20 protein-coding genes are annotated in these 23,772 nt (G+C 54.2%); 14 read left to right on the plus strand and 6 right to left on the minus strand.

Features of this window, described 5'->3' with window-relative positions:
• Positions 1–65 precede the first annotated feature (65 nt).
• The 9 genes from F605_RS0108195 (at position 66) to F605_RS0108235 (ending at position 9,688) form a co-directional block, all read left to right on the plus strand.
• Positions 66–830 carry a YebC/PmpR family DNA-binding transcriptional regulator gene (locus tag F605_RS0108195; protein ID WP_022865397.1) on the plus strand — a complete coding sequence of 255 codons (765 nt, stop codon included), beginning with the start codon at positions 66–68 and terminating at the stop codon, positions 828–830.
• A 9-nt stretch (positions 831–839) separates the two neighbouring features.
• Complete coding sequence (locus tag F605_RS0108200; RefSeq protein WP_022865398.1) at positions 840–1,478, plus strand: crossover junction endodeoxyribonuclease RuvC; 639 nt, start codon at positions 840–842, stop codon at positions 1,476–1,478.
• A 39-nt stretch (positions 1,479–1,517) separates the two neighbouring features.
• Entirely contained in the window at positions 1,518–2,117 is a 600-nt protein-coding gene (ruvA, locus tag F605_RS0108205; protein ID WP_022865399.1) for a Holliday junction branch migration protein RuvA, read from the plus strand.
• A 9-nt stretch (positions 2,118–2,126) separates the two neighbouring features.
• Positions 2,127–3,251, plus strand: a complete 1,125-nt coding sequence (ruvB, locus tag F605_RS10575) for a Holliday junction branch migration DNA helicase RuvB (protein ID WP_022865400.1) — start codon at positions 2,127–2,129, stop codon at positions 3,249–3,251.
• 46 nt (positions 3,252–3,297) lie between these two features.
• Complete coding sequence (locus tag F605_RS11145; RefSeq protein ID WP_022865401.1) at positions 3,298–3,729, plus strand: preprotein translocase subunit YajC; 432 nt, start codon at positions 3,298–3,300, stop codon at positions 3,727–3,729.
• Between the two features lie 42 nt (positions 3,730–3,771).
• Complete coding sequence (gene secD, locus F605_RS0108220; RefSeq protein ID WP_022865402.1) at positions 3,772–5,655, plus strand: protein translocase subunit SecD; 1,884 nt, start codon at positions 3,772–3,774, stop codon at positions 5,653–5,655.
• The gene (gene secF, locus F605_RS0108225; RefSeq protein ID WP_022865403.1) at positions 5,652–6,740 is read left to right on the plus strand and encodes a protein translocase subunit SecF; all 1,089 of its coding nucleotides are present in this window, start codon (positions 5,652–5,654) and stop codon (positions 6,738–6,740) included. The genes secD and secF overlap by 4 nt, the downstream gene beginning before the upstream one ends.
• The gene (locus F605_RS0108230; protein ID WP_022865404.1) at positions 6,737–7,276 is read left to right on the plus strand and encodes an adenine phosphoribosyltransferase; all 540 of its coding nucleotides are present in this window, start codon (positions 6,737–6,739) and stop codon (positions 7,274–7,276) included. The genes secF and F605_RS0108230 overlap by 4 nt, the downstream gene beginning before the upstream one ends.
• A gap of 84 nt (positions 7,277–7,360) precedes the next feature.
• Positions 7,361–9,688 carry a RelA/SpoT family protein gene (locus F605_RS0108235; RefSeq protein WP_022865405.1) on the plus strand — a complete coding sequence of 776 codons (2,328 nt, stop codon included), beginning with the start codon at positions 7,361–7,363 and terminating at the stop codon, positions 9,686–9,688.
• On the opposite strand, the gene F605_RS0108240 is transcribed toward F605_RS0108235, so the two are convergent.
• Both F605_RS0108240 and F605_RS0108245 read right to left on the minus strand, forming a co-directional pair.
• Complete coding sequence (locus F605_RS0108240; protein ID WP_022865406.1) at positions 9,632–10,225, minus strand: hypothetical protein; 594 nt, start codon at positions 10,223–10,225, stop codon at positions 9,632–9,634. The genes F605_RS0108235 and F605_RS0108240 overlap by 57 nt on opposite strands.
• 89 nt (positions 10,226–10,314) lie before the next feature.
• Positions 10,315–11,070, minus strand: a complete 756-nt coding sequence (locus F605_RS0108245) for an MBL fold metallo-hydrolase (RefSeq protein ID WP_022865407.1) — start codon at positions 11,068–11,070, stop codon at positions 10,315–10,317.
• Between the two features lie 131 nt (positions 11,071–11,201).
• On the opposite strand from F605_RS0108245, the gene F605_RS0108250 reads away from it, so the two are divergent.
• Together F605_RS0108250 and F605_RS0108255 are read left to right on the plus strand one after the other, a co-directional pair.
• Positions 11,202–12,542 (plus strand): DUF349 domain-containing protein, encoded by a 1,341-nt coding sequence (locus tag F605_RS0108250; RefSeq protein WP_022865408.1) that lies wholly within the window; start codon positions 11,202–11,204, stop codon positions 12,540–12,542.
• 30 nt (positions 12,543–12,572) lie between these two features.
• On the plus strand, positions 12,573–13,952 hold the full coding sequence (locus F605_RS0108255; RefSeq protein WP_022865409.1) for a UTP--glucose-1-phosphate uridylyltransferase: 1,380 nt from the start codon (positions 12,573–12,575) through the stop codon (positions 13,950–13,952).
• 114 nt (positions 13,953–14,066) lie between these two features.
• On the opposite strand, the gene F605_RS10585 is transcribed toward F605_RS0108255, so the two are convergent.
• Positions 14,067–15,944, minus strand: a complete 1,878-nt coding sequence (locus tag F605_RS10585) for a DEAD/DEAH box helicase (protein WP_022865410.1) — start codon at positions 15,942–15,944, stop codon at positions 14,067–14,069.
• Positions 15,945–16,109: 165 nt separating this feature from the next.
• On the opposite strand from F605_RS10585, the gene aspS reads away from it, so the two are divergent.
• Complete coding sequence (gene aspS / locus F605_RS0108265; RefSeq protein ID WP_022865411.1) at positions 16,110–17,894, plus strand: aspartate--tRNA ligase; 1,785 nt, start codon at positions 16,110–16,112, stop codon at positions 17,892–17,894.
• 84 nt (positions 17,895–17,978) lie between these two features.
• Here the strand turns inward: aspS and F605_RS0108270 are convergent, their stop codons facing one another.
• The 3 genes from F605_RS0108270 to proC all read right to left on the minus strand — a co-directional run bounded on the left by F605_RS0108270 (position 17,979) and on the right by proC (position 20,218).
• Positions 17,979–18,947: a bile acid:sodium symporter family protein gene (locus F605_RS0108270; RefSeq protein WP_022865412.1), complete on the minus strand. Its 969-nt coding sequence runs from the start codon at positions 18,945–18,947 to the stop codon at positions 17,979–17,981.
• 32 nt (positions 18,948–18,979) lie between these two features.
• Positions 18,980–19,306, minus strand: a complete 327-nt coding sequence (locus tag F605_RS10590; protein ID WP_022865413.1) for a YciI family protein — start codon at positions 19,304–19,306, stop codon at positions 18,980–18,982.
• 96 nt (positions 19,307–19,402) lie between these two features.
• A complete protein-coding gene (gene proC / locus F605_RS0108280) occupies positions 19,403–20,218 on the minus strand; it encodes a pyrroline-5-carboxylate reductase (protein ID WP_022865414.1) in 816 nt (271 codons plus the stop codon).
• A gap of 24 nt (positions 20,219–20,242) precedes the next feature.
• Between proC and F605_RS11435 the strand changes: the two genes are divergently transcribed.
• Positions 20,243–20,386, plus strand: coding sequence for a hypothetical protein (locus F605_RS11435; protein ID WP_156005351.1), 144 nt, complete (start codon positions 20,243–20,245; stop codon positions 20,384–20,386).
• Between the two features lie 117 nt (positions 20,387–20,503).
• A complete protein-coding gene (gene ileS, locus F605_RS0108290) occupies positions 20,504–23,770 on the plus strand; it encodes an isoleucine--tRNA ligase (protein ID WP_022865415.1) in 3,267 nt (1,088 codons plus the stop codon).
• Positions 23,771–23,772 lie beyond the last annotated feature (2 nt).

Consider the following 23,772-nt stretch of genomic DNA (forward strand, 5'->3'; position numbering starts at 1 on the left):
AAAGCGCTAAAATCAGCCTTGGTATTTCGAAAATTAATTGCGCGAGAGGAACTTAAGGAGAGCGAATGTCGGGTCACTCAAAGTGGGCTACCACCAAGCATAAGAAAGCGGCAATCGACGCTAAGCGGGGCAAACTATTTGCCCGTTTAATTAAGAATATCGAGGTAGCAGCCCGTACCGGCGGTGGCGATCCGGCGGGAAATCCCACCCTATTCGACGCGATCCAAAAGGCAAAAAAGAACTCGGTACCTGCCGATAACATCAAACGGGCAGTAGGGCGCGGCTCCGGTGCGGAAGCTGGCGGCGCGGACTGGCAGACTATCTCCTACGAAGGTTACGGCCCGGGCGGGGTAGCGATGCTGGTAGAGTGCCTCACCGACAATAAGAACCGGGCAGCCGCCGATGTGCGGACTGCTTTTAGTAAAAACGGTGGTAACCTGGCTGATCCCGGCTCCGTTTCCTACCTATTCAACCGGATCGGAGCTATCGAGGTAGCTAAGGCCGAGGGCGTAGACGAGGACACCATTTTGATGGCGGTCCTGGACGCAGGAGCCGAAGAGGTCGAGGAAGGCGCCGAAAACTTCACCGTTATTTGTGATCCCACAAATCTGGTCGAAGTACGCAAAGCCTTACAGGATGCCGGCATTGACTACGATTCAGCAGAATCCCAGTGGAAAGCTACCACGGAAGCAGAGCTGGATCTGGCAAAGTATCGCCAGGTGATGCGGCTTATCGATGCGCTGGAAGATAGCGATGATGTCCAGGACGTATTCACTAATCTTTCGGTTAGCCGCGAGGTACAAGCCCAATACGAAGCAGGGGACGAATAGGTAGTCTCGTTGCGGATTATCGGGATTGACCCCGGTCTTACTCGCTGCGGGATCGGGATCATTGATATGGATTCACAGCGGCGTGCCCAGCTGGTGCATGTCGAAGTTGCCCGGTCTCCGCAAAATATGGCGTCTCATTTCCGTTTAGATAAGATTCGCCAACGGATTGCGGCAGCTATTGAAGAGCATCACCCGGAAGTAATGTCGATTGAGCGGGTATTCGCCCAAGACAACGTGCAATCAGTTACCTCCACCATGTGGGTTATGGGAATAGCGATGAGCGAAGCCGCCGCCCATCGCTTGCCGCTAGCGATCCATACCCCCTCGGAAGTAAAAGCCGCCGTTACCGGCTCGGGGGTAGCCGATAAGGCTCAAGTCCAGCATATGGTGCAGCGCATTTTACGGATGGATAAAGTGGTGCGGCCGGCCGACGCTGCCGACGCGTTAGCGATTGCGATTTGTCATGGTTGGCGCCAAGACGGTTTGCAGGGAGCAAGTCGAGATGGCACCGTTAACGTTTCTCTATCGGGCAAGATTTCTGCACGGGGGGATCTTACTCCCGCCCAAAAAATATGGGCACAGGCGCAGGCAGCTAGCCGGCGTACCGGGGCAGTTGATCCGCGGCTTAGGCGAAATAAGAGCAAGTAGGATAGCGTTTATTAAGTAGCTAGCTAGCGGAGATTCTATATGATTACGCATTTATCAGGAACCATTGAGGAAGTAAGGCTAGATAAAGCCACTATTGACGTGTCCGGTGTGGGCTACAGCTTTTTTGCTACTCCCGCTACCTTATCTACCTTGACTGCCGGGAAAGAGGCCAAAATCTTGACTCACTTGGTGGTGAGAGAAGATGCTTGGCTCCTTTTCGGTTTTGCGGGGCGCGACGAACGCGATATTTTCTCCACCCTGATCACCGTTTCCGGGATCGGTCCCAAACTGGCATTGGCGGCTCTGGCGGTGTTTAGTCCCGACGAATTGCGGGCAGCAGTGTCCCAAGGTGACCTGGCGGCGCTTACCCAAATCCCGGGGGTAGGTAAGAAATCTGCGCAAAGAATCTTGGTAGAAATTGGGGATAAGCTGGGTGAACCTTCCGGAGGAGAAGGCGACTCTAGCAGCGGGATTGGCAGTGCCGAACGCGAAGAAGTTTGCCATGCCCTAGAGCAGCTTGGGTGGCGAACCCCGCTGGCACAAAAAGCAGTTAAAGAGGCAGCCGAAGCTAACCCGCAAGCGCAGGTGCCGGAGCTTTTGCGTGCGGCCTTACAATTACTAGGCAAGCATCACGCATAGGGGAGCAACGTGGAAGAAACAAACGAATGGGCGATCAGCTCTCCAGTAGGACCGGGGGCGGATGAAGTCGAGCGAGCCGCCGAGGCCGCGCTACGTCCGAAAGATCTCGACTCTTTCGTAGGGCAAGAAAAAATTCGCCGCCAGTTGGATTTGGTGCTCAAAGCCGCAATCGGACGGGGAGCTACCCCTGACCATGTGCTGTTAGCTGGTCCGCCAGGTTTAGGAAAAACTACTCTGGCGATGATTATTGCCCATGAAACCGGAACCTCACTGCGACTAACCTCTGGCCCGGCGATTCAGCATGCCGGGGATTTAGCCGCAATTCTTTCGGCTCTGCAAGAGGGCGACGTGCTCTTTATCGACGAGATTCACCGTTTGGCACGCACTGCGGAAGAAATGCTTTACCTGGCGATGGAAGATTTTCGCGTCGATGTGGTGGTGGGCAAAGGGCCGGGGGCAACCTCGATTCCGTTGACGCTGCCCCCCTTTACAGTCGTGGGTGCTACTACCCGTTCTGGGTTGCTACCGGCTCCTTTGCGGGATCGCTTCGGTTTTACCGCTCATTTGGACTATTACAGCACCGCCGAATTACAACAAGTGTTGACCAGGTCGGCGCGGTTAATGGAGGCGGAACTTGATCCGCGGGCAGCTGCGGAAATGGCGGCGCGTTCGCGGGGAACTCCCCGGATTGCGAATCGTTTGCTCCGAAGAGTAATCGACTATGCCCAGGTGCATGGGGACGGAACCCTGTCTTTGGAAGCCGCTAAAGCTGCCCTTGACCTGTTCGAGGTAGACCCGGCCGGGCTTGATCGCTTGGATCGAGCGGTTCTCGAGGCTCTCTGCAAACGTTTTGCCGGCGGTCCGGTCGGGCTGACCACTTTGGCGGTTTCCGTGGGGGAGGAACCGGAAACCGTAGAAACCGTCTCGGAGCCTTACCTGGTGCGCGAGGGTTTTATTGCCCGGACTCCTCGCGGGCGAATCGCTACTGATAATGCCTTTGCTCATCTGGGGATCACTGCTCCGCGACCAGAGGCAGAAGCATCGCTTTTTGACTTGCCGAAGCCTGAATCAGGGGGCGACTGGTCACAAAACCGGCCTAAACCGGGTGAGAAAGATGAAACAGATGTCCTTTAACGCTTAGAATCATTAAGGTTAAGAATTTTAGACTGGAAGGTTGACAATGGGAAGTGGAGTACTTCTAGCCGTCATTGGCGCGTTCTTATTGATGATGATTTTTTCTTCACGCAATGCCAAGAAAAAACAACTAGAGCAGCGCGACAAACTTGCTAACGATATGGTCCCCGGCGCGTGGGTGATGACCACCTCAGGTTTTTATGGACGCTATGTAGAAACCGATGGGGACGTAATCGTGCTCGAAACCTCGGATGGAACCGAGACCCTGTGGACATCTCGGGCGATTGTCAGCGTGGGGAACCCGCCGTTCGCGCCGGATACCGCAGAAGCCGACCCCCAGGACGCGGACACCGAAAAAGCTGATAAAGCCGAAGAGGCCAAGGATCTGGCGGCCGATTCCCCGGAAGAAGAAACTTCCAGTGACGAGGCCAAAGACGACGCCGCTTCTGCGGATGGCGATCCCAGCGAAAAGAACTAATAAGCGAAGAAATAATCACCGTATATAACGGAAAGAACAACATTGGCGAAGAAAAAATATCACGCCGGACGCACACTGGCATTTTTCCTGGTACTTGTGCTGGCTTTAACGGGAACCCTACTGGTGGGGGTACTCACTAAGAAAGCTAAACCAACCCCCTCTTTGGCTCTGGATTTGGAGGGCGGCACCCAGCTGATCCTCACCCCGAAAGGTAATGCTGCTTCCGGAGCTAAACGTGCAGTTACCTCTGAGGATATTACCCAGGCGATTGAGGTTATTAGGCAGCGTGTCGATGCTTCCGGGGTTTCGGAAGCGGAGATCACCTCCCAGGGTAACTCCAATATTTTGGTCTCCCTACCCGGTAACCCTTCCAAAGAAACTTTGGATTTGGTGCGCCAGTCCGCAGAGTTGTATTTCCGTGCGGTATTGCGTTCTGCTCCGGGAGTTCCCCAATCGGTGATGGCGCAACAGGCAGAGCAACAACAAGCCGGCAAGAAGCAGGCGAAACCGGCAAACATCGATCCGGAAGCCTTTGCTAAGCAATTGGCGGATCTTGACCATGACGGCAAGATCAGTGATAAGCCGGCAAGCCAGCCTAAAGACAATTCGGATGATGCTTGGATAACCGAGAAAGTTCTGCAAGAGTTCTATGCCAAAGATTGTCAGCAAAAGAGCTCTCGGGAAGGTGGCTCCTCCGGTGATATTAAGAAACCACTGGTAGCCTGCTCCAGCGAAGGGCACGAGAAGTATATTTTGTCTCCTGCTGAGGTTTCGGGTGCGCGGATTTCTTCTGCGGAATCGGGGATGGGAACCGGTGCTTCCGGGCAGTCCACCGGACAGTGGATAGTAAGCTTATCTTTCGATAAACAGGGTGCCTCCCAATTCGCGGATATCACCACCCGGATGATGAAGTACCGGGGTAAACCGGTTGCGGGAGAAAACGGCTTACCGCCAGGGCAAAATAACGATAAGAACCGTTTCGCGATCGTGCTGGATGGACTGGTAGTTTCAGCACCGGGAGTAAATAACGCGATCACTAACGGCAAAGCCGAGATTTCGGGATCTTTTACCCGTTCTTCTGCTACGGCCTTAGCGAACCAGTTGAAGTTCGGCTCCTTACCGCTAAACTTCGATGTGCAATCCGAACAACAAGTATCGGCTACCCTGGGTGCTGACCAGCTCCGTTATGGGGTTATTGCCGGTATTATCGGTTTAATTCTGGTGGTCTTTTATCTGATTTGGCAATACCGCGGCCTAGCAGTAGTCGCGGTGGGCTCTCTGGTGAGCGCCGGTGTGCTCCTCTACTTGACCTTGACTTTATTGTCCTGGTCGATGGGCTATCGCCTCTCCCTAGCGGGCATTGCGGGCGTGATCGTGTCTATCGGGACTACCGCTGACTCGTTCATTATTTACTTCGAGAGGATTCGCGATGAGGTTCGCGACGGCAAAGCCTTGTCGAGTGCGGTTAGCGTCGGTTGGGATCGGGCAAAACGCACTATCGTTACCTCCGACTTGGTGAACGTGCTGGCGGCTTGCGTGCTCTACTTCCTGGCAGTGGGCGGGGTACAGGGCTTCGCCTTCACCCTCGGGATCACTACTTTGATCGACTTGGCGCTAATCTTCATCTTCACCCACCCGATGATGGTGTGGCTACTGCGGTTTAAGTTCTTCGGTGAAGGACATAAGCTCTCCGGCCTCGATCCAGAGCACCTGGGTGCGCAGCGCGGAACCTACCGGTATGTAGGCGCGGGACAGGTTCGCAAGATTCGCTCTGTCTATAAATCTCAGCCGGAAGAGGACGCCGGAAAGTCAGATGATGACAAAGCTAAGGAAGCAGACGCGGTAAAAGCGGATTCGAACGAGGATGATGCTCCTGCAGATGAGCCAACGTCAGTATCCGCGACGGACCAGGAGGAAGAAAAGTGAGTTTCGCAAGTTGGGGTAATGCCCTCTATTCTGGTCGCAAATCTTACAAGTTTATTGATAACCGCAAATACCTGCTGATTGCGGGGGTTGCGTTAATGCTGATTTCAGTGCTGGCGATATCAGTGCTGGGGTTGGAGCGCTCTATTGACTTTAAGGGCGGCACCGAGTTCACAATTTCTTCGGTGGCGGGTAGAGATCAAGCTCCGGCTCAAAAGGTAGTAAACGCCAACCCTAAGCTCAAGGGTTCCTCGGTGAACTCGGTGGGAGCATCTTCCATTCGGGTGCAATCAGTTTCCCTAGATACTACCGCTAAGCGTCAGGTGGTTTCCGATTTAGCTAAAGCCTATAAGGTGCCAGAAGCCAAAGTAGCGGCGACCACGATTGGCCCGTCTTGGGGCGCGGACGTGACCTATAAGGCGCTGCAATCTTTGGTTATTTTCTTTATCCTAGTAGCTCTGATGTTGTGGGCGTACTTTAGAACCTGGACAATGGCATTCTCGGCATTGTTCGCGCTCTGTCATGACGTGCTAATCACCGGCCTGGTTTTAGCGCTGACTCGGGTAGAGATTTCCCCGGCCACTATCATCGGGGTGCTCACCATTTTGGGCTACTCCCTCTATGACACGGTGGTAGTCTTCGATAAGGTACGTGAACTTTCGGTTGATTTCGAGCAGCAAACCCGCTCTACTTACGGCGAGATCGTCAACCTGGCAATCAACCAGACTCTGGTGCGCTCGATCAATACTTCTGTGGTGGCGCTGCTACCGGTTACCTCGATCCTGTTGATTTCCTGGATCACTCTCGGGGGCGGCACCTTGCGTGATATTTCCTTAGCACTATTTGTAGGGATGATTGCCGGTACCCTCTCTTCGATTCTGATTGCACCTTCTATGCTGATGCTGTTGCGTTCGCGCACCGAAAAGATTTCCAGTCACACCCAAAAGGTACTGGAGAAGCGAGCTGGTGGCAGCGACCAGATTGAGGGACAGGAAGCAGAGCTTTCCCGGGTGGCGCAGCCTTTGAAAGCCGGTCATCACCAGGGACAACAGGCACAACCCAAACGCACTCCCAGGAGCAAACGATGATAAACCCCAAACTCGCTCCCTTAGGAAAAATTATTCGCGAGAACCTGCGCGACGTGCCGGATTTTCCGCAAACGGGGGTACTCTTTAGAGATATTTCCCCGCTGCTGGCTAACGGAGAAGCGTTTTCCCAGTTGGTGAAAGGTCTTGCTGATTTTTATCGCGGCCGCGTGGATTTGGTTGCCGGCCTGGAATCCCGGGGATTCTTGATTGCGGCTCCGGTAGCGGTCGAACTGGGGCTAGGCACCTTGATGATCCGTAAAGCGGGGAAACTGCCTGGTCCGGTAATCGGAATCGATTACGGCCTCGAATATGGCAAATCCCGCATGGAGCTGCAGCCGGATTCCATTAAAGAGGGTGCGCGGGTTTTAGTACTCGATGACGTGCTGGCTACTGGCGGCACCGTAAATGCGTCGGCGGCGCTCATCAAACGCGCGGGCGCAATCGTAGAATCCGTGTGCGTTTTGATGGAGCTGGAAGAACTCGATGGCCGCGAGCATATCGGCGACTTGGAATGTGAAGCCCTGACTCTGATCTAGAGTATTTGCTTCTCCTTTTCCCATCCATGGGCCGATCTAACTGGCAAATTGGGGAAATGACTGGAGGGTCACTAAACTAGATACATGAGTTCTATCACTCCTGATGAGGGCGCCAACGCAGTTCCGTCCTCGCGGGTGCGTGCTTCTTTGGCCTGGTTAACTGGGCGTTCTAAAAACATTGATCCTCATATTCAAGCTTTGGTGCGCGCGCTTCGCGCCAATCATCCCAAAGCAGATATTTCTTTGATAGAACGCGCCTATCAGACGGCCTCGCGTTGCCATGAAGGGCAGTTCCGCAAATCAGGGGAACCCTATATTACCCATCCGGTAGCGGTGGCTACTATCCTGGCAGAAATTGGGATGACCAGCACCACCTTGGCAGCGGCGCTGCTGCATGACACGGTGGAGGACACCGACTATACCCTGGAGGAACTTACCGCCGATTTTGGGGAAGAAATCGCCCTCCTGGTTGACGGGGTAACCAAACTAGACAAAGTCACCTACGGGCAGGCAGCACAATCCGAAACCGTGCGCAAAATGATTATCTCCATGTCCCGCGATATTCGGGTGTTGGTGATAAAACTGGGGGATCGTCTCCATAACGCGCGGACTTGGAAATATGTTTCCCCCAAATCGGCGCAAAATAAGGCGCGGGAAACCTTAGAGATTTTTGCGCCTCTGGCCCATCGCCTGGGGATGAATACCATCAAATGGGAGCTAGAGGATCTGGCCTTCAAGACTCTCTACCCGGATCTTTATGAAGAAATCGATAACTTGGTGCATGAGCGTGCCCCGGAACGCGAAAAATATCTGCGCGAAGTAATCGACAAAATAAAAGAAGATTTACGGGTAAATAAGATCGCGGGACAGGTAACTGGCCGCCCCAAACATCACTATTCCATCTACCAAAAGATGATTGTCCGCGGACGCGACTTTGACGATATCTATGATCTAGTTGGGGTGCGGGTACTGGTAGATACGGTGCGGGATTGTTATGCAGTCCTCGGGGAAATGCACGCGCGTTGGAACCCGATCCCGGGGCGCTTTAAAGACTATATTGCAATGCCCAAATTCAATCTGTACCAGTCGCTACATACTACGGTCGTAGGCCCCGGAGGTAAACCGGTAGAAATCCAGATTCGCACCTGGGAAATGCATCGCCGCGCCGAATATGGAATCGCTGCTCACTGGCGCTACAAAGAAGACCCCAACGCTAAATCGGCAGGCGATAATAAAGGGGTATTGGCTGATAGTGGCGAAATGGGCTGGCTGCGCCAATTAGTGGATTGGCAAAAAGAGACCCAAGACCCGGGTGAATTTTTGGATTCTCTGCGCTATGAAATGTCAGGATCCCGGGTATATGTGTTTACCCCGGCGGGAGAGGTTAAAGATCTGCCGGCGGGCGCTACTCCGGTCGATTTTGCCTACGCGGTGCATACCGAAGTAGGTAACCGTACTGTGGGGGCAAAAGTTGGCGGCAAATTGGTGCCCCTGGACACCAAGTTGGAAAACGGGGATAACGTTGAGGTGCTAACTTCCCGCTCTCCGACCTCAGGTCCTTCTCGGGATTGGCTACAGTTTGTGGCCAGCCCCCGGGCTCGCAACAAGATCAAAGCCTGGTTCTCTAAAGAACGCCGCGAAGAAGCTATCGAAGCCGGACAGGGTCTGATTTCGACCTATATGCGCAAACAAAATCTACCTTTGCAGCGCCTGATGAGTCATGAGACGATGACGGCTTTGGCCTCTGGTATGGGGTACGGCGATGTCTCCGCCCTTTATGCGGCAGTAGGTAGCCACCATGTTTCGGCAGCCCATGTAGTTGAAAAACTCATGGAAAGTGCCGGGGGAGAGGACGGAGCAGAGGAGACCCTGTCCGAGGCAGTCCTTCCGGAGCAAGTTGAAGCACGTCCTAGTAGTAGTAACGAAGGCACCGGTATCCAGGTTGAAGGGATGAAACAGGGAGAAATCTGGACGAAGATTGCCCGCTGCTGTAATCCGCTACCGGGAGATAAAATTGTCGGGTTTGTTACCCGGGGTCACGGGGTGTCTGTCCATCGCGAGGAATGTTCCAATGCCCAAAACTTGATGGCGCATCCCGAACGGGTAGTGCAGGTTTCTTGGGCAGAGCATCCGACTGCAAAATTCCAGGTAGAAATTGAGATTCAGGCGCTCGATCGTGAGGGATTGATTAATGACGTTACGCAGGTATTGGCGGATTATCGCGCTAATATTTTGGCGGCTTCCATGAACACTTCTTCAGATCGGGTAGCTACTTCCCGCTACACTTTCGAAGTGGCAGACTCTCGCTATTTGCACGCGATTTTGAATGATATCCATAAGATTCCGGGGGTGTTTTTAGCAAAACGCACCACCGGTACTTTGCGTAAACAACCGGTTAACCAAAGCCAATAGCCGGGCGCGGTTCCAGCTATCCTTACCGGTCAGGTGGGGAAAGCGGTCGCAAGAGTGTAGAGCAGCTGTCGGACTCAGCAGATTGACTTTCCCCAGGCGCACAAAATCATTACGCGAGCCGCGACCCCGGTTAGCGGCTTGGCTTTTTAGGGTACTGTCGCCTATTCGATTGCATCCTAGGGGGATAATTCCCTGCTGCTGGAAGCGTCGGCGCGAGGGCGCGTCCAGCTGGATCCAGTAGCGGCAATCAGCGGCGCGCCGCGGACGGCGTAAACTCGCGATATATACCGTCTGCGGGGGACAGGAGTTTCCTGCCCAAACCCAGGCGGCGGAGTGCGCACTAAGGAAACATCCGCTAGGAACTAGGGGAGCCAAAAAGAGCGCCCGTCCGTAGATGGAAGCTAAAGTAACCGGCTCGGCCAGTAAATCAACCGTTCCGCTATGGCTACGAATAAAACGATTTCCGCGCAGTAGCGAGGCTCGCGCTGCCCCTTGCAGCAGTTGGTTTCCCAAGGCATCAACCAGGATTGCTTCCATGGATTTAGCCTGGCGGGCGTGAGGATCCTAAACAAAGCCGCCAGTAACTCGTAAGGAAAACCAAAACCTAAAAGGACTGTGGAAAACTATTAGCCTTGGTATCTAGCTTGCGCCAAGAAGGGGTTGTGGGCTTTCTCCAAACCGAAGACTGTGGCCGGGCCATGTCCAGGAAGCAGCAGGGTATCAGGGTGAATCACATTTTGCAGGGTGCGCAGGGTATGCAGCATCTGCTGGGAATCACCGCCGGGCAAATCGGTGCGTCCCACCGAGCCGGCAAAAATTACGTCGCCTGATAAAGCTAGCTGCCGAGGAGCCTCTTTTTCCCGTCCAGATTCGTTTAGCCACTGCTGGTAAATAGTTTGGGCTTCCGGTTCTGCATTTCCGCACAAGGCTTCGGCTTCGAAAAGAAATAGCGTGGATCCTTCAGTGTGTCCGGGAGCGGGGACTGCTCGCATAAAAATTCCCGGCGCTAGTTCTGCTCCTTCACTGGTGGCAGCGCCGGGCAGTACCTGCAAGTTTTCGGGTTCTTTCCAGGGTGGGAGCGCTAGTTCATGCTCGGCACGTTCGCGAGGATCTAGCTTTTCCGGGTGAAAACGGTATTCGTCGGGGGCGGGAATATAGACCGGAGCCTTGCCAGCGATAGCATGAGCATCCCAAATATGGTCAGCATGTCCGTGAGTACACAGCACTGCCGCCACGGTTACTTCCAGGCGTTGTAGCGTGGCTTGCAGCTGGTCTAAAGCACCAGATCCGGGGTCTACAACCAAGGCTTCCCGACTCCCGGGAGCTAAGAGCAAATAAGGGTTTTCTGAATAGAAGGGCGCATAAAATTTTTCGATCCTCATAGGGATATCATAAAGGATGTGCGCCCTTGGTGGTTTAGCAGCTCTAGGGCATAATATGGTTAAGGAGCAATCAGCTCCGCGCGCAGGCGGCTAATCCTAGCCGCTAAAATAACTGATTTAAGGAAAAATTAGTGACTGAACAGCCCGATACCGCTCCCAAGCCCAAACCCGTTCCCACCCCGGGGAAGATTCGTTTACCCAGGGAAAATAAACCGGTAGCTCCGGTAAGAACCCCTGATTTTTCGGCAGCCTTGCCTTTTGGACGCGTTGATGCAGAGGGGCGCGTCTGGGTTAAAGATGGGGAAGCTGAACGCCAGATTGGTCAGTTCCCGGCGGAAGTTCCCGAGAATCCTTTGAATATCTACGTCAGGCGCTACCTGGATATTGCCGCCCAAATATCGTTGTTTGCGGAGCGACTGCCCCGGCTGGCCGAACGCGAGATTGACCAGACTATGAAGTCACTGCGCGAACAGGTCAGCGAGCCGGCTGCAGTCGGTGATCTCCCGGCTTTGCGGGAAAAAGTTGCTAAGCTGCAGGAAAAAGCCGATAAGCGCAAAGAAGAGGCTGCTCAGCAGCGGGCGGAAGCCAAGGAAGAGGCGCGTAAAAATCGCGAACAAGTGGTGGTGCGGGCCGAAGAAATCGCCGCGCAAGATTCTGCTCGTACCCAGTGGAAGCACTCTGGTCAAGAGTTAAGAGACTTGCTGGACGAGTGGAAACGTCTCCAGCATGCCGGGCCGCGGATTGACCGGGCAATAGAAGATGAACTCTGGAAACGCTTTGCAGCGGCTCGTTCCACCTTCGACAAGAAGCGCCGCGCATTCTTTACCGAACTAGATGCCACGCAGGCGCAAGCGAAGACAGCGAAAGAAAAACTTATTGCCGAGGCCGAAGCCCTCTCCGATTCCACTAACTGGGGCGAGACCGCCCGCGCCTACCGGGATTTAATGACCCGCTGGAAGGCGGCAGGACGTGCCTCCCGCCGGGAAGATGACGCCCTCTGGCAACGCTTCCACCGGGCGCAACAGCAGTTCTTTGATGCTCGTAATGCTCAAAACGAAGCTGTCAATGCCTTAGAAGGGGAGAACCTCGCCAAGAAAGAAGCTCTTTTGGTGAAGGCAGAAGCCCTCAAAGAGCTCACCGACGTAGAGGAAATTAAATCCCGGCTGCGTCCCCTACAAGAGCAATGGGACGAAATTGGGCATGTTCCGCGCGCCGATATTGATCGCGTGGAACGGCGGATGCGTGCGGTAGAGGATCACCTGCGCAACTTGGAAGAGGAAATCTGGCGTAAATCAAACCCGGAAACCAAGGCGCGCGCCGAAGGCATGGCAGGACAGCTTAAAGGTCTTATCGACCAGATTAAGTCGGAGATTGCTCAGGCAGAAGCGGATGGGGATAGTAAAAAAGCGGCAGAACTTCAAGAGTCACTAAAAGCCCGTGAAGCTTGGCTCAAGCAGGTAGAGTCCTTTTAGGAGCTGTTAACGTCAAGAAAGAGGACTGTGATGAGCAAAGCGGGACTAGCCCAGGCAGTTGAAAAAATGGAGCAAGCCGGGGTTAGCCCCGCCGCCATCTCGGTCTTTTCCCACTACTACCAGGTCTTAGAGGGCGAACATACCGGTTTTATTCCCGAGGAAACGATATCCCCGCTCACCAGCGTGGATCGCTTAGAAGCCAACCAGGTTAGTCCCGAGCAGGGGCAGGCTGCTTTAGCTAAAACCGTGATGATAAAGCTCAATGGGGGACTAGGTACCTCCATGGGGATGGATAAAGCTAAGTCTTTATTACCGGTGCGCGCGGGTCTGAGCTTCCTGGATATTATTTGCCAGCAGGTGCTGGCCGCACGTAAGGAATACGGGGTAAGCCTGCCCCTAATTTTCATGAATTCTTTCCGTACCCAGGCTGACACTTTGGCGGCGCTGCAACGCCACCCGGGAATTGAAGTTGCGGGATTGCCGCTGGACTTTTTACAGAATCAAGAACCGAAGCTACGCGCCGATGATTTAACCCCGGTGTCTTGGGAAAAGGATCCCTCTTTAGAATGGTGTCCGCCTGGTCACGGCGATATCTATACTGCCCTCTATGGTTCCGGATTGTTAGATAAATTGATCGCGGCGGGTTACCGCTATGCGATGACTTCTAACTCCGATAATTTGGGGGCTACCCCGGATGCCCAGATCGCGGGCTGGTTTGCGGCCAGCGGAGCGCCCTATGCGGCTGAGCTTTGCGTGCGCACTATCAATGACCGCAAAGGTGGGCATTTAGCGATCCGCAAGCTAGATGGACAATTGATTTTGCGGGATACTGCCCAGACTCCGCCGGAGCAGATGGATTACTTCACCGATGAACATCGCCACCCCTTCTTTCACACTAATAATCTCTGGTTTGACCTGGTTAAATTGCGGGATGCCCTGGTAGAAAATAATGCGGTGCTGGGGCTACCCTTAATCGCCAATCACAAGACCGTTGACCCTGCCGATCCCGAAAGCCCGGCAGTTATTCAAATGGAAACCGCCATGGGGGCAGCGATTGCTTCCTTTAAGGGAGCGACTGCCATCTTGGTGCCGCGTAGTCGCTTTCTCCCGGTGAAAACCACTAATGAACTGACTTTGTTGCGTTCTGATCTCTATGATCTGGACGCTAACTATCACCTGGCTAAAATCAGCGATCAAGAAGTAGCAGTGGATTTGGATTCCCGCTTCTTTAAGAAGATCTCTGATTTTGAAGCGCGTTTCCCGCACGGAGTGCCCTCGCTGCGGGAGGCGACCGCTTTTAAAGTTACCGGCCCCTTTACCTTTGCTGAAGACGTAAAAGTTAAAGGCCAAGTTAATTTGGAAACTACGCAAGAGCAATTGGTGGCGGCGGGCAGCTGCCTGGCGGGATAAACCGCTAAGCTCTGGGGCAATCCCCTTCGGAGCGGGGCGGGCAAATCACCAGCAGCCTGAAATCCATTTACCGGAAAACCAGTGACCGGGATGTTCCGTGGGAACAGAAAATTCCTAACCGCGTCGTTTATGCTTAAAGTCGCGTTTTTTACCGTGTTTTTTACCGCTGTGTTTACCGGGGCCTTCGTCCTCGCGCATCCGCAGGGTACGTCCGGATACTCGAGCTTTAGCAATCTTACGAATGGTTTCGGGGGAAAGCGGGCGAGCCATTTCTACTAACGAGAAACTTTGCAGGATATCTATATGCCCCACGTCGCCACCTTTGAGGCCGCCTTCTCCGGTAATTGCCCCCACTATGGCCCCGGGTTTTACCCGGTCCCGGCGTCCTACTTCCACTCGGTAGCGTCGAGAAGAACCGGAGGAGAAGTGGCGGCGGGCTGACCCCTTAGCGCGGGAGCTCTTGCTTCCTTCATTTTCGCGACCTTCTTCGAAACTGGCGGAGATGAAGCGCCCTAATTCGTCGACCTTTTCTTCCCGGCGGACTCGGAATTCCAATTTGCGTTTTTCGGGTCCAAAATCCCCACTCGCTAAAGCTAGGAGGGCGGCAGCGGCGTCCCCAATATCCATTCCTTTTGCCACTACCAGATCTTGGATCGCGTCATAGTAGACTTCCATTTCTCCTTTTTCGAGGCGCCGGCCAATCTGTTCGGTCATCCGATTCGCGCGTGCCTGCGCTACCTGGTCGGGAGAGGGGATAAAAACTTCGGTCATTTTTTCACCGGTAAGTTTTTCAATTACGCGTTTGCGAGGGCGCTCCCGGGGAGTAAAGAAGGTTAGCGAGGTGCCTTCGCGTCCGGCTCTTCCGGTGCGACCGATGCGATGCACATAAGCTTCGGCTTCTCGCGGCACATCGTAATTGACTACTAGCCCGATGCGCTCGACATCGAGGCCGCGCGCAGCTACATCGGTGGCTACCAGTACATCTAAGGTGCCTTCGCGCAGGCGTGCCACGATCCTTTCCCGCTCTGCCTGGGCTACATCTCCACTAATAGCCGCGGCTAAGAATCCGGCATTCTGAAGTTCGGTCCCCACCTGTTCGGCATCGATCCGGGTGCGCACGAACACGATGGAAGCTGCGGCCTCACTTAGCGCTAGTACGCGGCATAAAGCCTCGGATTTGAATTTAAAAGGCACTACCGCATAGGTCTGATTTACTGTCTCCACTGTGGAAGATTGGGGCGCGATTGAAATCTCAACTGGATCGGATAGGTGCCGCTCCGCAATCCGTTTAATGGCGGGAGGCATAGTGGCGGAAAAGAGGGCGCGGATGGCGTCGCGGTTAGCGCCGCTAGCGATCTGGTCCACGTCCTCGGAAAATCCCATCCGCAGCATTTCATCTGCTTCGTCCAGGACGAAGAACTTGAGTGCCGATAAATCGAGTTCCCCGCGCTCCATTAAATCCATGATCCGTCCGGGAGTGCCCACCACGATTTGGGCGCCGTCTCGCAAAGCCGAAATCTGCGGTCCGTAAGAGGCGCCGCCATAAACCGCCACTACCTTTAGTTTCATTCCCCGAGAAAATTCGGTAAGGGCAGTAGCTGATTGGGCAGCCAGCTCCCGGGTAGGAGCCAGAATTAGGGCTTGAACCTGTCCGGCTTGGTCACATGCAGACAGAATAGGCAGCCCGAAGGCCGCGGTTTTCCCGGTTCCAGTTTGCGCAATCCCTACTACATCCCGTCCCGCCATCAACGGGGGAATCCCTTGCCGCTGGATCGGGGTGGGCTCGCTAAATCCCATGTTTTCTAAGGTGTCCAAAATAATTTTCGGTAACCCTAGGTCAGAAAAGAAAGTCGTTTCTTCGGGGGATCCCTGGGCTGTAGCGGCGTCTGCTTCGTGGGTATCGAAGCTGCCCTCTAGGTCTAGTTCCCCGGTTTCAAAGTTGGGATTGGTTTCCAAAGAGGACGCACTGGTCCCCGCGGCTATTTCGCTCATGTTTATGCCTGTCTGCTTAAATATCATTCGCTTTAACGTTACCGGAGGTAGCAGGCAAGTGAAGAAATCCCAGCCAGTGAATCACGCCACCTAGAGCGGCAGGAAATCCCTCCCACTGGCGCGGGAGGCTAAACTATTAACAGTTACATGAGGAAAGGAATAGCAGTGCTCAGAACGCATGACGCGGGAACTCTAAACCGCGACCTGGTGGGACAAACAGTAGAACTAGCGGGTTGGCTAGATCGCCGCCGCGATCACGGAGGTGTTTGCTTTATTGATTTGCGTGATGCCTCCGGGGTAGCTCAGGTAGTTATCCATGACGAAAAAATCGCCCATGAGCTGCGTAGTGAATATGTTTTGCGGATCAAAGGCAAGGTGCATCCCCGTCCGGAGGGCAATGAGAATCCGGAACTGCCGACTGGCGAAATTGAGGTTTATGCCGATGAAGTTGAGGTACTCAACCCGGCAGCCGCGCTGCCTTTCCAAGTTTCGGTACACGCCGAGGATTCCGGGAAAGTTGGTGAGGACGCACGTCTGAAATACCGCTACCTGGACTTGCGTCGTCCCGAGATGCAAAACCGTTTGCGTCTGCGCTCTAAGGTATCCAAAGTCACTCGCGATACTTTAGATTCTCTGGGCTTCGTAGAGATTGAAACTCCGACTTTGACCCGTTCCACTCCCGAGGGGGCGCGGGACTTCTTGGTACCGGCGCGTCTAGCCCCCGGCTCCTGGTATGCCTTGCCGCAGTCTCCCCAGCTGTTCAAACAGCTGCTAATGGTGGCCGGCATGGAGCGCTACTACCAGATTGCGCGCTGCTACCGGGACGAGGACTTCCGCGCTGACCGCCAGCCCGAGTTCACCCAGCTGGACGTGGAGATGAGTTTCGTAAGGCAAGAAGACGTTATCGAGGTAGCTGAACAGGTGCTGACCAACATCTTCAAGCTGATTGATGTCAATATCGAAACCCCGATTCCCCATATGTCCTACGCCGATGCCATGGCGCGTTTTGGCACTGATAAACCGGATCTGCGCTTTGGTCTAGAACTAACTGACTTGACTGAATACTTTAAAGACACCCCCTTTAGGGTGTTTGCCAACGCGGAATACGTGGGCGCAGTAGTGATGCCGGGTGGCGCCTCTCAGCCGCGACGTACTTTCGATAAATGGCAAGATTGGGCGCGTTCGCGTGGCGGCAAGGGCCTGGCCTACGTAAAGGTAGAAGAGGACGGCACCCTTTCCGGACCGGTAGCCAAGAATCTGACTGATAGCGAACGCGAAGGCCTAGCGGAGGCAACCGGAGCTAAACCGGGCGACTGCATTTTCTTTGGTGCCGGCAAGATCGATGAGGCTCGCGCCCTGCTGGGGGCCGCCCGCCTAGAAATCGGTGCCCGCTGCGATCTGCTAGACCCGAATGAATGGAAGTTCGTGTGGGTAGTGGATGCCCCGCTGTTTAAGCCCTCGGCAGCTGCCAAGGCGGAAGGGGACGTGGCGCTGGGAGCTTCTGCTTGGACCGCGGTACACCACGCCTTTACTTCTCCCAAGCCGGAATGGCTTGACCGCTTCGAGGAAGACCCGGGGAACGCCCTCGCCTATGCTTACGATATTGTGCTAAACGGTAACGAAATCGGAGGCGGCTCCATCCGTATCCACCGCCGTGACGTGCAAGAACGTATCTTCAAGGTCATGGGGCTGTCGGAAGAAGAGGCTCAAGAAAAGTTTGGGTTCTTGCTGAACGCCTTCAAATATGGCGCGCCTCCCCACGGCGGAATCGCTTTCGGTTGGGATCGGATCGTGTCTTTGATGACCCACGCGGATTCGATTCGCGACGTGATTGCTTTCCCCAAGTCCGGGGGTGGCTACGATCCGCTCACTGATGCTCCGGCTCCGATTACGCCCGAGCAGCGTAAAGAAAGCGGCGTTGACTTTGTTCCGGAGGACGAAGAAGGCTAAACGCGGTAAAAACCTTAATGCCGCCCCTACCGGGCTTTGCTCTGGTAGGGGCGGCAAGTTTATGTCCTGCCTTTGTCGCTCAGATTAGGCGGGCTTAGCGGCCAGGCGGCGCGCCAAAACTGCGCAGACTACTAACTGGAATTGGTGAAATACAATTACCGGGATAGTCACTGCCGCTACCGTAGCAGGCGGAAAAATAATGGCTGCCATTGGCAGTCCGGTGGCCAGGGATTTCTTGGATCCGCACATTAGTAACACAATGCGGTCGCGACGGTTTAAGGATATCCAGCGACCCAAATTCCAAGTGAGGGTGAGCATAATGGCCAATACGATCAGGCATTGCAGTAGTAATAATCCCACTTGCTGCGCCGAGATTTTTTGCCAAAGACCCCCGGCAGTAGCCCCGCAAACTGATGAGGCTACGATCGCCAAAATAGTGCCGTTATCGGTGGCTTTGGTTAGAGCGCGATGCGTATTTAACCACTTGCCGATAAACCGGTGAAGTAGCTGCCCTAACACAAAGGGTAGTAACAGTTGCAATAACACATTTACTACCCGCGTGGCCTCGATTCCGCTGGCTCTGCCCATGACCACAAACACCAGGGCAGGGGTGAGAATAATGCCGGCGATATTAGAGATCGTAGCCGAGCAAACTGCGCCTGCGATATTGCCTCCGGCAATAGAAGTAAAGGTTACCGAGGACTGTACCGTAGAGGGCAGTAAAGTTAGATAGAGGGTTCCCAGGGCGAATACTGGTCCCAGGAGCTTCAAATCCAGTGGGTGCATCGCTATTCCCAGTAGCGGGAAAAGTACGAAGGTAGAAAGCGCAACCGCGCCTTGTAAGCGCCAGTTCTTTAATCCTTCCCAAATTTCTTTAGTAGATAGGCGCGCCCCATAAAGAAAAAACAACAGCACGATTAGGACGTTCCCTAAATAGCCTAGGGCATTGACCAGCACCGCAGGTACCGGGATTAAAATCCCCAACACCAAAATAACCAGGATGGAAAGGATAAAGGGATCGAAGAATCTACTTAACCGTTGCCGTCTAGTCACAAAACCAAGATACCGGGCAGAGCACAGCCGGCTTAACAGTCGGCGAAAGTTCCCACTACGGGCGACCATTCCCGTACGGTCATGGATTTCACGATCCCCGCTTGCGCATAGGGGTCGTCGGCTAGAATCTGCTTAGCTTCTTCCGCATCGCGAGCCAGCATAATGGTCAATGAGCCCTGTTCATGCAAGGTGGCGGTTCTGCCGGTAGAAAGTACCGTGCCCAGGCTATTTAGTCGGCGCATAAAGGCACGATGATTGGCACGAATCTCGCTTTTGAGTCCCACTAGTTTAGGGTCATAGTCATACAGGACTATGTAAAGACACATCCCCTGATTATCTTCGTGTCCTGGAGTGGTCATCCTTACCTCCTGTTTTGCAGCGGCTAGCTGAGATTGACTCTCAAAATGCTAACTGCTTCTATCTTAACGCAGGTTTTAGCGCAAAACGTGATTACTTTAGGACGCCGATAGTTCCTGGTCCCGGGCTACTGCCGCATTTACCGCGGCACGAGCGGCCGCCGAAAAACCGGCATCTTCCATAGCTAACAGGCCGGCTACCGTGGTACCCGCTGGGGAACACACCTGATCCACTAAGGCCTGCGGGTTTAAACCTTGAGGCAGATTTTCGAGGACGTTTTGTGCCGAACCGGCTACCGCCTGCGCCACTATCCGAGTAGCTTCCTCTTTCTTAAAGCCGTGGGCTACCCCCGCTTGCGCCAGGGCATCAATTAAACGGTAAATCCAGGCCGGGGAGCACCCGGCAAGCGCGGCAAAGGCAGCGAAATGATCTTCGGGTACCAGCGCGGTTTTACCAATGGCATCAAACATGGCGCGGACTTCCGCTAGGGCTTCTTCGCTAACGTACTGGTTGGCAGCAATCCCGGACATGGACTGGTTGATTTGGGCATTCACATTGGGCATTACCCGTACCACCGGGGTTTGTTCCGGTAAATGCGCTTCAATTGTAGCTATAGGTTTTCCGGCAGCCACTGAGATCACTACCGGTTTCGCGGCGAGGGCATCGCCTAAGTCATCCAGCAGAGGGGCGATCATATAGGGTTTTACCCCTAGCAGCAGGTATTTTACCTGCTTAGCGACGGTGGCAGCATCCGGGGCTACGGGCAGGGAAAACTCGTCCTCGAGGGAGTGCATCCGCTCCCGGGTACGGTTGAAAGCTAAAATGTCTGCTGCCGGCAGCTGTCCGGAGGCGATTAGCCCGCGCACAATCGCGCCTCCCATTGCGCCAACCCCGATAACCCCTAACTTGGCCATGCGTCCTCCTGAAGAAAGTGATTTATGCCAACTGTTCTTATCCTAGCGCGGACAAAATTACCTGAGAAAGTTAAACCCGCTATGCTGTTGCCAAGTGGCGTTGATCCGGCTATCACCGAGGAGCTTCTGGAAGAACCCTGGATGCAGGCAGTAGAACCAGACGGGTAAGCCCGTAACAGCAGTTAATGAGGCCCAGATTTTTGGGCGAAGCGGGGTGGTACCGCGGGGCTGGAAAGCCTTCGTCCCGGCACTGGCAGTAACAGCTCGAAATAGGTGAGGTTTAACGTGGGCTACTATCCGCGGCATAAAGATGGCGATGTTTCCGCCAATCCGTCTTTTCCCCAACTAGAGGAACAGACCCTGAAATACTGGAAGCAGAACGACACTTTCCGCAAGTCGATTGCCCAAAGAGAGGCCGGAGATGCGGGGGCTAACGAGTTTGTATTCTATGACGGTCCTCCTTTTGCTAACGGTTTGCCCCACTATGGGCATTTACTGACCGGTTATGTAAAAGATGTGGTGGGACGTTACCAGACCATGCAAGGTCACCGGGTGGAGCGGCGCTTTGGCTGGGACACGCACGGTCTGCCGGCAGAATTGGAAGCGGAACGCATCTTAAAGATTGAGGATAAATCCGAGATCGAAGGCCCGGATGGTATTGGGATTGAAAAGTTTAACCAGACCTGCCGGGAATCGGTGCTGCGTTACACCAAAGAGTGGGAAGAGTACGTTACCCGTCAGGCGCGCTGGGTGGATTTCGATAACGACTATAAGACGCTTGACGTTAACTATATGGAGTCAGTGATCTGGGCGTTTAAACAGCTCTATGACAAGGGGCTCGCCTATGAAGGTTTTCGGGTATTGCCCTACTGCTGGAACGATCAGACTCCACTGTCTAACCATGAACTGAAAATGGATGACGATATTTATCAGGATCGTCAAGACAATACGGTGACCGTGGGGCTCCGCCTGGAAACCGGGGAACTGGCACTGGTATGGACCACCACTCCCTGGACGTTGCCCTCTAACCTGGCAATCGCAGTCGGACCGGAAATCACCTATGTAACCGTGCAGGTAGACCCGGATTTAGAGTCGCCGGTTGCCGGGGAAAAAGTTATTATCGCGCGTGATCTTTTGCCTGCCTACGCTAAGGAACTGGGCGAAGATCCTAGCATTCTGGCCGAATACCCCGGTTCAGAGCTGGTAGGACGCTCCTATGAACCGATTTTTGATTACTTTAAAGACCAGCTGGGCGAGGGCGAAACTCCGGGCGCAAAGGCCTATCACGTACTGGCAGCGGACTTCGTAACCACTACTGACGGTACTGGTTTGGTACACCAGGCTCCCTACGGCGAGGACGATATGATCCTGCTGACCGCCAATGGGATTAATGCCGTCACTCCGGTGGATGATGCCGGGTTGTTCACCGCCGAGGTACCCGATTATCAGGGCATGCAGATTTTCGATGCCAATAAACAGATTATTCGCGACTTCCGGCTCGGTAACGAGGACGATCAAGGCCCCTTGGCGCGCACCCCGAAAGAAAAACGGGCGGTGCTGGTGCGCCAGCAGTCCTTCGTGCACTCTTATCCGCACTGTTGGCGTTGCCGCAAACCCCTAATCTATAAACCGGTTTCCTCTTGGTTCGTGAAAGTGACTGACTTCCGCGAACGGATGGTGGAGCTAAACCAGCAGATCGACTGGGTGCCGGAGCATATTAAGGATGGACAGTTTGGTAAATGGCTCGAGGGAGCCCGCGACTGGTCGATTTCGCGTAACCGTTTTTGGGGTAGCCCTATCCCGGTTTGGAAATCTGATGACCCCAACTATCCGCGCGTAGATGTTTATGGCTCCCTAGCGGAACTGGAAAAAGATTTCGGGGTGGAAGTTAAAGACTTGCACCGGCCATTTATTGATACTTTGGTGCGTCCTAACCCAGATGATCCCACCGGTAAATCGATGATGCGGCGGATTCCCGACGTATTGGACTGCTGGTTCGATTCCGGTTCCATGCCGTACGCGCAGGTACATTACCCGTTTGAAAACCAGCAGTGGTTCGAGGATCACTATCCCGGCGATTTCATCGTGGAATATATCGGGCAAACCCGCGGCTGGTTCTACCTGCTGCACGTACTGGCGACGGCGCTCTTTGATCGCCCGGCATTTACTTCCTGTGTGTCTCACGGGATTGTGCTCGGCGATGATGGCCGCAAAATGTCGAAGTCGCTGCGCAACTACCCGGACGTGAATGAAGTGTTCGACACTTACGGTTCGGATGCGATGCGTTGGTTCCTAATGTCCTCTCCGGTAGTGCGGGGTGGAAACCTGGTGGTAAAGAGCGAGGGGATCCGCGATACGGTTCGCCACGTTATTTTGCCGCTATGGAACATTTATTACTTCTTCGCTCTGTACGCTGGTTCTTGCAATAAAGGTGCTGGTTACCAGGCTAAAGCCTTGGAGCTAGCGGATCCGAAGACCCTCGAGCAGCTGGGAGTTATGGATCGGTATCTGCTGGCACGCACCCGCAACCTGGCACTAAATGTCAAGGAGCTGCTGGATAGTTACGATATTCCGGGCGCTTGCGATGCGGTCAGCGAACATCTGGATTTGCTCACTAACTGGTACGTGCGTACTTCCCGGGATCGTTTCTGGAACGAGGAGGCCGCGGCTTACGACACTCTCTACACCTGCCTAGAGGTGTTGATGCGGGTGATGGCACCGCTAGCTCCGCTCGTAAGCGAAGAAATCTGGCGGGGACTGACCGGGGGAGAGTCGGTGCATCTGTGCGACTACCCGGTAATGCCAGATACGGTGGATGATCCGGCTTTGGTATCCGCTATGGATATGGTGCGGGAAGTAGTTTCGGCTACCCATTCGCTGCGTAAAACCCATAACTTGCGGGTGCGTCAACCACTGCAGTCCCTAACAGTAGTAGATGATGCTAGCCAAAAGCTGGCAGATTTCTCGGAATTGATCGCCGGGGAAGTAAACGTGAAGCAAGTGGTGTTGCAAGCTTTTAGTGAGTCTGGCCTGCAGCTGCAGCGGCAGTTGAAGCTGAATCCCAAAGCCTTCGCCCCCGAGATTCGCAAAGCCACTTCCCAACTATTTAAGGCCCAAAAAACTGGTCAGTGGCGCGAAGAGGGCGAAAACGTAGTATTCCCCGAGGTACTGGTTAACGGCGAACCGGTTGCTTTAAGCGGAGACCAGTTCTCGCTGTCAACTACGGTAGAAGTTGCTGACGGTCAGGTGGCCACAGTTTTGGGCGATGGCGCGGTGGTGGTGCTGGATACCGAGATCACCCCCGAGCTGGAAGCCGAAGGCTATGCCCGCGACTTGGTGCGCTCTATCCAAGATGAGCGTAAATCCCAGGATCTGCATGTTTCTGATCGCATTGAGCTAGTGCTGGAAGTGCCGGCAGAGCGAGTTCAAAGCGTAGAGACTCATGCGCAGATGATCGCGCACGAAGTGTTGGCTACGGAGTTTAAAGTCCAGGCCGGATCGGACGATGCGGTGAAGATTAATATTACTGCGGTGCATCCGGTAACGGCATAAAA

The organism is Varibaculum cambriense DSM 15806 (genome assembly GCF_000420065.1).
Taxonomy (GTDB): Bacteria; Actinomycetota; Actinomycetes; order Actinomycetales; family Actinomycetaceae; genus Varibaculum; species Varibaculum cambriense.